This is a genomic window from Streptomyces sp. NPDC044002, assembly GCF_056434525.1.
The window spans coordinates 1-11,574 of the sequence record NZ_JBWKEZ010000020.1 but is presented as its reverse complement, the minus strand read 5'-3'; the positions used below and the strand labels follow the sequence as shown (position 1 = coordinate 11,574).

Sequence of the window (11,574 nt, the reverse complement as noted above, 5' to 3'; positions counted from 1 at the left end):
GGCCCCTGGGGTGTCAGTTGTCGGAGTGGGTGAGCGCGGCGTACTCGTCGGCGGAGAGCGCGTCCTTCGGCTCCTCCGACAGGCGCACCTTGAACAGCCAGCCACCCTCGAACGGGGCGGAGTTCACCAGCGACGGGTCGTCCACGACGTCCTGGTTGAACTCGGTGATCTCACCGGAGACGGGGGAGTACAGGTCGCTGACCGACTTGGTCGACTCCAGCTCGCCACAGGTCTCGCCCTCGGTGACGGTCTCGCCGACCTCGGGGAGCTGGGCGTAGACGACGTCACCGAGCGCGTTGGCCGCGAACTCCGTGATGCCGACCGTGGCGACGCCGTCCTCGGCGGCCGACAGCCACTCGTGCTCCTTGGTGTAACGCAGCTGCTGGGGGTTGCTCATGACCTGATTCTCCTGGATGCGGGGAGGTGGATACGAACGGTGGTCTTGCGTGCTGAGACGGGGGGACCCGGTACGAGGGTTACTTCTGCCGCTTGTAGAAGGGCAGGGCCACGACCTCGTACGGCTCATGCGTACCGCGAATGTCGACGCCGACGCCGGAGGTGCCGGGCGCGGCGTGCTCCGCGTCGACGTACGCCATCGCGATCGGCTTGCCCAGCGTCGGGGAGGGGGCGCCGGAGGTCACCTCGCCGATGACCTCGCCGCCCGCGACGACGGGGAAGCCGGCACGCGGGACGCGGCGGCCTTCGGCGACCAGGCCGACCAGCTTGCGCGGCGGCTTGGTGGCGGCGACCTCGGCGGCGGCCTCCAGGGCGGCGCGGCCGACGAAGTCGCCCTCCTTCTCGAACTTCACGACCCGGCCCAGCCCGGCGTCGAAGGGGGTCAGCGCGGTGGTCAGCTCGTGCCCGTACAGCGGCATGCCCGCCTCCAGGCGCAGCGTGTCGCGGCAGGACAGGCCGGCCGGCACCAGACCGGCGTCCTCGCCCGCCTCGGTCAGCGCCTGCCACAGCTCCACGGCGTGCTCGGGGGAGACGAACAGCTCGAAGCCGTCCTCACCCGTGTAGCCGGTGCGGGCGATCAGCGCGGGCACGCCCGCGACGGTGCCCGGCAGGCCGGCGTAGTACTTCAGGCCGTCCAGGTCGGCGTCCGTGAGGGACTTCAGGATGCCGGGGGACTCCGGGCCCTGGACGGCGATCAGCGCGTACGCGTCACGGTCGTCGCGGACCTCGGTGTCGAAGCCGGCCGCGCGCTCGGTGAGCGCGTCCAGCACGACCTGGGCGTTGGAGGCGTTGGCGACGACCATGTACTCGGTCTCGCCGAGGCGGTAGACGATCAGGTCGTCGACGATCCCGCCGTCCTCCTGGCAGATGTGCGTGTAGCGGGCGCGGCCGACGCCGACGGTGGAGATGTTCCCGACGAGCGCGTAGTCCAGCGCCTTCACGGCCTCCGGGCCGGTCAGGGTGATCTCACCCATGTGGGACAGGTCGAAGAGGCCGGCCTTGGTGCGTACGGCGTTGTGCTCGTCGCGCTCACTGGCGTAGCGCAGCGGCATGTCCCAGCCCGCGAAGTCGGTCATGGTCGCACCGAGCGAGCGGTGCAGCGCGTCGAGCGCGGTCAGGCGGGGGGCAGTGCTCATGGGTGTGGCTCCCGGGTCCCAGGGCATGACATGACGAGGAGGTTCCTCCCCATCTGTCATCGGAACCTGAGAGGTTCGCCGAGAGTTCCCGGAGGGGGAACGCCGACTTGCACCTTGGGTGGAGCACGCGCCGGGCGGCCGTCGGGGACGGACGCGGCGGGGCTCGCTTTTCAGATCTGCCTCATCCACGCGGTACGGGGCCTGAGAGATTCAAGGGAGGTACTTGCTCCTTCGGCGCCCGGGCACGGCCTCGCGGCCTGCCGGGACTCTCCCGCGCGGATTCAAGCGGCCGGTATGCAGTTTGGTGTCCAGATGGCGCACATCATTGCACGGGACGGGCGGGGGAGGGCAGTGGGGCCCGGAAGAACGTGCGGTCCGGACGGGGCCGGCCGTCCGCGCTGTGGAACGCCCGGCCGCAACCGGGGCCGTCGGATTACCGTCTCTTTACATTCAGTGGGCATGGGGCCCTCGCGGCCCGATTCGGGGGAGACGATCACTGTGCGGAGACTCGGAGTGGCGACGACTACAGGCGCGGTCGGGGCGGCCCCGGAGCGGCGGAACACCGCCCGGCCCGCGCCGGCCGCCGGCGGACCCGTCCGCGACCTGCGCGGACGGCCCGCGCGGCCGCACCGGCTGAGGTACGCCGCCGGGGACATCGTGGTGGTGTCCGGGCTGCCCGGCGGCGGCAAGAGCACCCTGATCAAGCGGGCCGCCGAAGCCGCCATCGACTCGCAGGACACCCGCGAGCGCTGGGAGCGCCGGATGCCGTCCGGGCTGCCGTACGCGGTGTACCGGCCGCTGGTCCGCGCCGCGCACTACGGGGGGCTGTGGCGCGAGCTGCGCTCCGGCGCCTCTGTGGTGGTCCACGACTGCGGCACCCAGCCGTGGGTGCGGGGCCTGCTGGCCGCCGTCGCCCGGCGGCGGGGGCGGGGGCTGCACCTGCTGCTGCTGGACACCACCCCCGAGGAGGCGCTGTCCGGGCAGGCGGTCCGGGGGCGGCGGGTGTCGGCGTACGCCTTCGCGCGGCACCGGGGGGCGGTGTCCCGCCTCCTGCGCTCCGCGGAAGCCGGGCGCACCCCGCGCGGCTGCGCCTCGGTCACCCTCCTGGACCGGCCGTCGGCCGCCGCCCTGACCCGGATCACGTTCGGCCCCTGACCCCGTTGCGCTCAATCGCCGCGCGGGCTGGAGAATCCAGCCTCGCCGGCGTTTGAGGCGCGGGGGTCTGGGGGCGGAGCCCCCAGGGGGTCCGGGGCAGCGCCCCGGGGAACGGGCGAAGGGCGGGGCGGGGAGCAGCCCGCGCAGCGGCAGCCCGCGCGGCGGACCGGGGCGCCACGGCGGCCCCGCCCCCGATAGCCTCGGGGTCACACAAGGGCGGAACCACACGGAGGCACGGGCAGATGCAGGCGCAAGGCAACGGCTGGCCGGCGAACGAGTTGGAGCAGGTGCTCGGGGCGGCGCTCGGCCTGCCGGACGCGGGCCCGCGGATCATGGACGCGCTCGGCCGCAGCCAGGTCTGGGTGCCGCTCCCCAACGGCGGCGGGCCCGACAGCGCCTCCCTCGACCTCCCCACGATGCTGATCGACGGAGCCGCGTACGTACCCGTCTACAGCTCCGAGGCCCAGTTCCGCATCGCCGCCGGCCCCGCCATGGACTTCGCGGTCGCCCCCGCCGTCGAGTTCGCCCGCGGCCTGCCCCCGCAGCTCGGCATCGCCGTGAACCCCGAGGGCGCCGTCGGGGTCCCGCTCCCCCCGGCCGCCGTCGCGGAGCTCTGCCGCGCCGGCCGCACCGAGCTCGACGGTCCGGCCGGCGGAGCCCGGGTCCGGCTCTTCGAGCCCGACTGGCAGGACGACCCGGTCGACTTCCTCGCCGCCGCGGCCGAGGAGTTCCGGGCCACCGGGGCCGTCGCCGCCGCCCACCGCTGCCTCGCCAGCGTCGAGGGCGGCGACCCCCAGCTCTACATCGGCGTCCGCCTGCTGGGATGGGATCCCGAGTCGCGCAGCGCCCCGCTGGAGGCGCTCGGCCGCGCCCTGGGCCGCGTACCGGCGCCCTGGCCGGTGCAGTTGATCCTGCTGGACGCCGCCGAGGACCCGGTCACGGAGTGGATTCGTGAGCGCGTACGCCCCTTCTACCTCCCGTAGCGCCGCTTAAGCTGGTCGGGACGTGTGGACGACGGGCGGACGAAGACGAAGAGGGGTACCGGGTGAGTGCGTCAGGCACGGCCGCGGCCGGGCAGGTCGAGCACATGCTGCGCCAGGTGACTCCCGGGCGCTATGAGAGCTATGAGTCATTCCTGCACGCCCTCGCCGAGGGCAGGCTGTGGATGCTCCTGTGGCAGGGGCAGCCGGGCTCACCGGACGCCCAGTACGGCGGCATGGAGGTCGAGGGGCTGGGCTACGCCCCCTGCGTGACCTCCCCGCAGGAGCTGGCCGCGAGCGGCTGGAACCGCGGCTACGAGGTGGTCACGGGCCGGGACATCGCCCGCGCCCTCTACCCGGACCGCTGGGGGCTGTGGGTCAACCCGCACGCCCAGGGCGGCGGTCTCGGCATCCCCTGGGCCGACCTGCGCCGGGTCGCCACCGGCCTGGACCGGATGCCGGCGGGGCCGCTGCGGCTGTCCGAGCCGTCCCTGGAGCTCCCGCAGTTCTACGGGCTGCTGACCCAGCACGCGCACCGCACGCCGGCCGTGAGGTCGCTGCGCCGCGCCTGGGTGCAGCCCTCGCTGGGGTCCGCGTACCTCGCGGTCGGGCTCGACCTGTACGACGCCTCGCCGCCCGCGCTGGAGTCCGTGCGCGAGATGATGCGCCAGTCGGTCGGCGCCGTGCCCGAGGGGGTCCCGGTGTGCACGGTCGCGCTCGCGGACGAGCACGACCCGGTGGCGATGTGGCTGCGCGCGCAGACCCGGCCCTTCTACGACCGCGAGGGGCAGGCGGCCGCCTACTGAGCCCCCGCGGGCGCTGCGGGGACGCGTTCCCCGAGCTTCCTACAGGGATTGCCGGGGTGCGCCCGCACTCTGGGACGACCCCCTCCGACGGACACCAGGCCGCCGGGAACCACGGTTCCCGGCGGCCTTCGTCTTGTCCGGATTTCGCCGCAGGTGGGCGCCCAATTGGCGCACTCCTCCCCGGAGTTGGCCGTGATGTCCGTTTGCGTACCGAACGGACGGTCTTGCTCCGCTGAGCCGTGAGCGGAGTCCGGATAACGGGAACCCCGGCGTCAGATCACGGTTGCGCATCCATTCATCTGCGGGTCTGGCGGCTGGTCGAGCGCCCGATGAAGACTCCCCACCCAAGAGCCGGTCAGTCCTCCAGGACGCGGTTCGGCACGTGGACCTCGCCGCTCGTCCCGACGCGGCGCTTCCGCACTTCCCGCACCTCAGCTGCACCGCACCGCACGCACCGCACCCTGCTCCACCCACAGCACGGCCGCACTGCCAGCACAGCCAGCACCTCGCACCTCGTACGCGTTCACGTGCCCCGAGCACTGGAGCGCCACTCCGCACCAACGCCGCCACAGCGGCGGGCATGGGCCGACCCACAGGTCGGCCGAGAGGGGTCCCCACCACGATGACGGCACCACTGCACGACACGGACGCGGAAACGCCCGCACCCGTGTCCGTAGCCGAAGTCCCTGCCAAGGCCATCGAAGGCCGCTCGCCCGGCCGCATCGCCTGGATGCGGCTCAAGCGCGACAAGGTCGCGCTGACCGGCGGCGTGATCGTGATCCTCCTGATCCTGGTGGCGGTCTTCGCGCCGCTGATCGTGAGCCTGCTGGGCCACGACCCCAACGAGTTCCACGAGGACATGATCGATCCGGACCTGGGCACGCCGCTCGGATCCTTCGGCGGCATCAGCTCCGACTTCCTGCTGGGCGTCGAACCGACCAACGGGCGCGACGTGTTCAGCCGGATCGTCTACGGCGCCCGCATCTCGCTGGTCGTCGCCTTCCTGGCGGCCTTCGTCTCGGTCGTCCTCGGCAGCCTCCTGGGCGCCCTCGCCGGCTTCCTCGGCGGCTGGGTGGACGGGATCATCAGCCGCCTGATGGACCTGCTGCTGGCCTTCCCCCAGCTGCTGTTCACCATCGCCCTGGTCTCCGTGGTCCCCAACTCCGTGTGGGGGTTCGAGGGTTCGGGCGTCCGGATGGGCGTGCTCATCCTCGTCATCGGCTTCTTCGGCTGGCCGTACATCGGCCGCATCGTCCGGGGCCAGACGATCTCCCTGCGGGAGCGCGAGTACGTCGAGGCGGCGCGCAGCCTCGGAGCCGGGCGCGGCTACATCCTCCTCAAGGAGCTGCTGCCGAACCTGGTCGCGCCGATCCTCGTGTACGCCACGCTGATCATCCCGACCAACATCCTGACCGAAGCGGCCCTCAGCTTCCTGGGTGCCGGCGTCAAGCCGCCCACCGCTTCCTGGGGAAAGATGCTCTCCGACGCCGTCCCCATCTACCAGGACGACCCCATGTACATGGTGGTTCCCGGTATGACGATCTTCATCACCGTCCTGGCGTTCAACCTCTTCGGGGACGGGCTGCGTGACGCACTCGACCCCAAGGGCAGCTGAACCGCTTCTTCGATTCACCACCTATGGAGGTTGGACAACGTGACCCGCAGAAAGCAGGCCCTCGCGATCACCGCTGTGATCGCCGCGCTCTCGATGACCGCCGCGTGCGGTGACAACGGGGCGAAGAAGGACGACAAGGCCGACGGCGACAGCGGCAAGGGCTACAGCGGCGCCGCCACCGCCGTGATCAACCCCTCCGACGCCAAGGGCGGCGAGCTCAAGCTCTGGTCCCCGCAGGACGTCGACTACCTCGACCCGGCGCGCGCCTACTACGGCTTCGTCTGGAACATGCAGCGCCTCTACGTCCGCAGCCTGCTGGCCTACGACGCCAAGCCGGGCAAGGACGGAACGAAGGTCGTCCCCGACCTCGCCGAGGCCCTGCCGGTCATCAGCAACGACGGCAAGACCTACACCCTGAAGCTCAAGGACGGGGTGAAGTTCGAGGACGGTACGCCGATCACCTCGAAGGACATCAAGTACGGCGTCGAGCGCGTCTTCGCGCAGGACGTCCTGTCCGGCGGTCCGACCTACCTGATCGACCTCCTGGACCAGGGCCAGAAGTACCCCGGCCCGTACAAGGACACCGACCCGAACAAGATGGGTCTGAAGACCGTCGAGACGCCGGACGACAAGACGATCGTCTTCAACCTGGCGAGCGCGAACTCCGACTTCAGCTACCTGCTGGCCATGCCGTCCTCCTCGCCGGTCCCGGCGGGCAAGGACACGGGTGCCACGTACACCAACAAGCCCATATCCACGGGCCCCTACAAGGTCGAGAGCTTCACCGCCGGCAAGGGCGCGACCTTCGTCCGCAACGAGAACTGGGACCCGAAGACGGACCCGATCCGCAAGGGTCTGCCGGACAAGGTCTCCTTCACGGTCACCACCAACCCGGACGACATGGACCAGCGCCTGCTCTCGGGCGACATCGACATGGCCGTCGACGGCACCGGTGTCCAGCAGGCCGCGAAGAACAAGATCCTCAAGGACGAGAAGCTCAAGGCCAACGCGGACAACCCGTTCACGGGCTACATCCGCTACTTCGCCTTCCCGCAGACGGTCGCGCCGTTCGACAACATCGAGTGCCGCAAGGCCGTCATCTACGCGGCCGACCCGAAGTCCCTCCAGACCGCCCGCGGCGGCCCGACCAGCGGTGACCTCGGCGCGAACATGCTGCCGGCCGGCGTCCCCGGCTCAGACAAGGCCTACGACCCCTTCAGCCTGACGAAGGGCAAGCCGCAGGAGGCCAAGGCCAAGGCGGCCCTCAAGGCCTGTGGCAAGCCCGACGGCTTCGAGACCGTCATCGCCGTGCGCAACAACCGCGCCCCCGAGGTGAAGACGGCCGAGTCCCTGCAGGCCTCGCTCGCCAAGGTCGGCATCAAGGCGACGATCGACCAGTTCGACGGCAAGCTCTCCTCCTCCACGATCGGTTCGCCCGAGAACGTGAAGAAGAAGGGCTACGGCATCATCGTCATGGGCTGGGGCGCCGACTACAACTCCGGCGCGGGCTTCCTGCAGCCGCTGGTCGACGGATCGTTCATCCTGCCGAACGGCAACAACAACTACACCGAGGTCAACGACACGGAGATCAACGGCCTGTTCGACAAGGCCGCTGCCGCCGCGACCCCGGAGGCTGCCGCTCCGTTCTACACGGAGATCAACAAGAAGGTCATGGACAAGGCGCTCTACCTGCCGATCAACTTCGACAAGGCCCTCGTCTACCACAACCCGCGCCTGACGAACGTCTTCTTCAACGAGTCCTTCGGCAAGATCGACCTCGCCACCGTGGGCATCAAGCAGTAGCAGCAGGCGGCCCGGCCGACCGCCGGGCACGCAACCCGCAACTCAGCACGTAAGTAAGTGCCTTCACCGCACATGCGCTAGTCCGAAGGGCAGGTGAAGGCCGCAGGCGCTGGCCGCCGTCCCCACGAGGGGCGGCGGCCACCAGCCCCGGGCGGCCGACTGCAGTGCTCGTCTACCTCATACGGCGGCTGTTCAACGTCGCCGCCACGCTGCTGGTGGTCTCCGTGGTCACCTTCGGCATCTTCTTCGCGGTCCCGAAGCTGACCGGCAGCGATCCCGCGCTCATGTACGCAGGCCGGGAGACCAACGAGACCGCCCTGGCGGGCATCCGCGTGAAGATGGGCTTCGACAAGCCCATCTCCGAGCAGTACCTGCTCTTCGTCAAGGGCATCTTCGCCGGCCGCGACTACGACGGCGGCACCGAGATCACCCACTGTGCGGCCCCCTGCTTCGGCTACTCCTTCAAGACCGAGGCGCCCGTCTGGGAGACCATGATGGACCGCATCCCGGTCACCCTCTCGCTCGCCCTCGGGGCGGCCGTGCTCTGGGTGATCGCCGGCGTCGCCACGGGCGTGATCTCCGCACTCAAACGCCGCACCGCCGTCGACCGCACCGTCATGGTCGGCGCGCTCGCCGGCGTCTCCCTGCCGATCTTCTTCACCGGCATGGTGGCTCCCGCGATCTTCGTCTACAGCCTCGGCTGGCTGGACGTCTCCAACTACAAGCCCCTGACCGAGGATCCGCTGGCCTGGCTCAACAGCATGATCCTGCCCTGGGTCACCCTGGCCTTCCTCTTCGCCGCGACCTACGCCCGCATCACCCGGGCGACCATGCTGGAGGTCATGGGCGAGGACTACATCCGCACCGCCCGCGCCAAGGGCCTCAAGGAGGGCGTGGTCATCCGCAAGCACGCCCTGCGCTCCACGCTCACCCCGGTCGTCACCATGTTCGGCCTGGACCTCGGCGGCCTCCTCGGCGGCGCGGTGCTCACCGAGACCACCTTCAACTTCCAGGGCCTGGGCACGGCCGCAGTGGCCGCCATCAGCGCCGGCGACCTTCCCGTGATCATGGGCGTCACCCTGCTCGCCGCCCTGTTCGTGGTCCTCGCCAACCTGATCGTGGACCTGCTGTACGCCGTCATCGACCCGCGCGTGAGGCTGACGTGACCAAGAACGATTCCGACCAGCCGGCCTTCGTGCCCGAGCAGGGCGGCGCGCCCGACGCGGCCCCCTTCCTCTCCGTGCGCGACCTCAAGGTCCACTTCCCGACCGACGACGGCCTGGTCAAGTCCGTGGACGGCCTCACCTTCGACCTGGAGCGCGGCAAGACCCTCGGCATCGTCGGCGAGTCCGGCTCCGGCAAGTCGGTGACCTCGCTGGCCATCATGGGCCTGCACCGCACCGGCAACGCCCGCAGCCGCCCGAACATCTCCGGCGAGGTCGTGCTCGACGGCGAGGACCTGGTCAGCGCCGACGCCGACCACGTGCGCCGGCTCCGCGGCCGCAAGATGGCGATGGTCTTCCAGGACCCGCTGTCCGCGATGCACCCGTACTACTCGGTCGGCAAGCAGATCGTCGAGGCGTACCGGACCCACCACGACGTCGACAAGAAGAAGGCCCGCGCCCGCGCCGTCGAGATGCTCGACCGCGTCGGCATCCCGGAGCCCCACCGGCGCGTGGACGCGTACCCCCACGAGTTCTCCGGCGGCATGCGCCAGCGCGCGATGATCGCGATGGCACTCGTCAACAACCCCGAACTGCTCATCGCGGACGAGCCGACCACCGCCCTCGACGTCACCGTCCAGGCGCAGATCCTCGACCTGATCCGCGACCTGCAGAAGGAGTTCGGCTCCGCGGTCATCATGATCACGCACGACCTCGGCGTGGTCGCCGAGATGGCCGACGAGATCCTCGTGATGTACGGCGGCCGGTGCGTCGAGCGCGGCACCGCCGAGAAGGTCTTCTACGAGCCCCGCCACCCCTACACCTGGGGACTGCTCGGCTCCATGCCGCGCATCGACCGCGACCAGACCGAGCGGCTGATCCCGGTCAAGGGCTCGCCGCCCAGCCTCATCAACATCCCGAGCGGCTGCGCGTTCAACCCCCGGTGCCCCTACGCCGACGTGCCCAAGGGGGGCATCACCCGCACCCAGCGGCCCGAGCTGACCCAGGACGACAGCCGGCACTGGTCCGCCTGCCACATGTCGCAGGAGGAGCGGACCCGGATCTGGACCGAAGAGATTGCGCCGAAGCTGTGACGGACATGAAGAAGGACACCGACACCGCCGCCCAGGACGCGGCGGCGGGTACGGCCGTGGCCGAGGCGGAGCCGCTGCTGAAGGTCACCGGCCTGGTCAAGCACTTCCCCATCAACAAGGGGCTGCTGCGCCGGCAGACCGCCGCCGTCAAGGCCGTCGACGGGATCGACTTCGACGTCCGCCGGGGTGAGACCCTCGGCGTCGTCGGCGAGTCCGGCTGCGGCAAGTCGACGATGGGCCGCCTCATCACGCGGCTGCTGGAGCCGACCGGCGGCCGGATCGAGTTCGAGGGCAAGGACATCACCCACCTCGGCGTGGCCGGCATGCGCCCGCTGCGCCGCGACGTGCAGATGATCTTCCAGGACCCGTACGGCTCCCTGAACCCGCGCCACACGGTCGGCGCGATCGTCTCGGCCCCCTTCAAGCTCCAGGGCGTCACGCCCGAGGGCGGCGTCAAGAAGGAGGTCCAGCGCCTGCTCTCGCTCGTCGGCCTGAACCCGGAGCACTACAACCGCTACCCGCACGAGTTCTCCGGCGGCCAGCGCCAGCGCATCGGCATCGCCCGCGCCCTGGCGCTGAAGCCGAAGCTGGTCGTCGCGGACGAGCCGGTGTCGGCGCTGGACGTGTCGATCCAGGCGCAGGTGGTCAACCTGCTGGACGACCTCCAGCAGGAGCTCGGCCTGACGTACGTGATCATTGCGCACGACCTGTCGGTCATCCGGCACGTCTCGGACCGCATCGCGGTGATGTACCTCGGCAAGATCGTGGAGCTGGCGGACCGCAAGTCGCTGTACGAGACCCCGATGCACCCGTACACGAACGCCCTGCTGTCCGCCGTCCCCGTCCCGGACCCGAGGCGGCGCGGGGCGAAGAGCGGCCGCATCCTGCTCAAGGGAGACGTCCCCTCGCCGATCTCCCCGCCGGCCGGCTGCCGCTTCCACACGCGGTGCTGGAAGGCGACGGAGCTGTGCGCGAAGCAGGATCCGCCGCTGCTGACGATCAAGCCGGGCCACCAGACGGCCTGCCACCACCCGGAAAACGCCCCTGCTCCTTCTTGATGCGCCGCACTCCTTTTGGACGCGCCGCGCCCCCTTTTGACGCGCCGCTCGCGCGGTGCGGCGCCGGGGCGCCTTACCGGCTTCGCGCCGCTGCGCCGGACTCCGTCCGTCGGGGCCGGGGCGGGGCCGGTTCGCGTGGCCGGTGCCGGTGGGTCGTCTGCGGGTAGGTGGGCCGCTGCGCGGGGCGAGGGTCCCCTACCCGCCCTTCCACCGTTCCCAGGGGCGCTGCCCCTGACCCCGGTACGGGCGCTGCGCGCCCGTCGCCTCAAACGCCGGCGGGGCTATTCATAGCCCCGCCGGCGTTTGAG

10 protein-coding genes and 1 riboswitch are annotated in these 11,574 nt (G+C 70.8%); of the genes, 8 read left to right on the top strand and 2 right to left on the bottom strand.

Annotated features, from left to right (window positions below):
• Positions 1–13: 13 nt before the first annotated feature.
• Positions 14–397 (bottom strand): glycine cleavage system protein GcvH, encoded by a 384-nt coding sequence (gene gcvH, locus AC07A6_RS17185; protein WP_478777616.1) that lies wholly within the window; start codon positions 395–397, stop codon positions 14–16.
• A 79-nt stretch (positions 398–476) separates the two neighbouring features.
• A complete protein-coding gene (gene gcvT / locus AC07A6_RS17180; protein ID WP_478777615.1) occupies positions 477–1,592 on the bottom strand; it encodes a glycine cleavage system aminomethyltransferase GcvT in 1,116 nt (371 codons plus the stop codon).
• Between the two features lie 180 nt (positions 1,593–1,772).
• Positions 1,773–1,876, bottom strand: a riboswitch (glycine riboswitch).
• 175 nt (positions 1,877–2,051) lie between these two features.
• Here gcvT and AC07A6_RS17175 point away from each other — a divergent pair.
• The 8 genes from AC07A6_RS17175 (at position 2,052) to AC07A6_RS17140 (ending at position 11,266) form a co-directional block, all read left to right on the top strand.
• Positions 2,052–2,747, top strand: coding sequence for an AAA family ATPase (locus tag AC07A6_RS17175; protein WP_478777614.1), 696 nt, complete (start codon positions 2,052–2,054; stop codon positions 2,745–2,747).
• A gap of 242 nt (positions 2,748–2,989) precedes the next feature.
• The gene (locus AC07A6_RS17170; RefSeq protein ID WP_386275410.1) at positions 2,990–3,730 is read left to right on the top strand and encodes an enhanced serine sensitivity protein SseB; all 741 of its coding nucleotides are present in this window, start codon (positions 2,990–2,992) and stop codon (positions 3,728–3,730) included.
• Positions 3,731–3,792: 62 nt separating this feature from the next.
• Complete coding sequence (locus AC07A6_RS17165) at positions 3,793–4,533, top strand: enhanced serine sensitivity protein SseB C-terminal domain-containing protein (protein WP_042801841.1); 741 nt, start codon at positions 3,793–3,795, stop codon at positions 4,531–4,533.
• 622 nt (positions 4,534–5,155) lie between these two features.
• Complete coding sequence (locus AC07A6_RS17160) at positions 5,156–6,148, top strand: ABC transporter permease (protein WP_362474275.1); 993 nt, start codon at positions 5,156–5,158, stop codon at positions 6,146–6,148.
• A 93-nt stretch (positions 6,149–6,241) separates the two neighbouring features.
• Positions 6,242–7,951, top strand: coding sequence for an ABC transporter substrate-binding protein (locus tag AC07A6_RS17155; protein ID WP_362474284.1), 1,710 nt, complete (start codon positions 6,242–6,244; stop codon positions 7,949–7,951).
• A 164-nt stretch (positions 7,952–8,115) separates the two neighbouring features.
• Positions 8,116–9,117, top strand: a complete 1,002-nt coding sequence (locus AC07A6_RS17150; RefSeq protein ID WP_386275411.1) for an ABC transporter permease — start codon at positions 8,116–8,118, stop codon at positions 9,115–9,117.
• A gap of 29 nt (positions 9,118–9,146) precedes the next feature.
• The gene (locus tag AC07A6_RS17145; protein ID WP_386275413.1) at positions 9,147–10,208 is read left to right on the top strand and encodes an ABC transporter ATP-binding protein; all 1,062 of its coding nucleotides are present in this window, start codon (positions 9,147–9,149) and stop codon (positions 10,206–10,208) included.
• A complete protein-coding gene (locus tag AC07A6_RS17140; RefSeq protein WP_386275412.1) occupies positions 10,205–11,266 on the top strand; it encodes an ABC transporter ATP-binding protein in 1,062 nt (353 codons plus the stop codon). The genes AC07A6_RS17145 and AC07A6_RS17140 overlap by 4 nt, the downstream gene beginning before the upstream one ends.
• Positions 11,267–11,574: the final 308 nt, after the last annotated feature.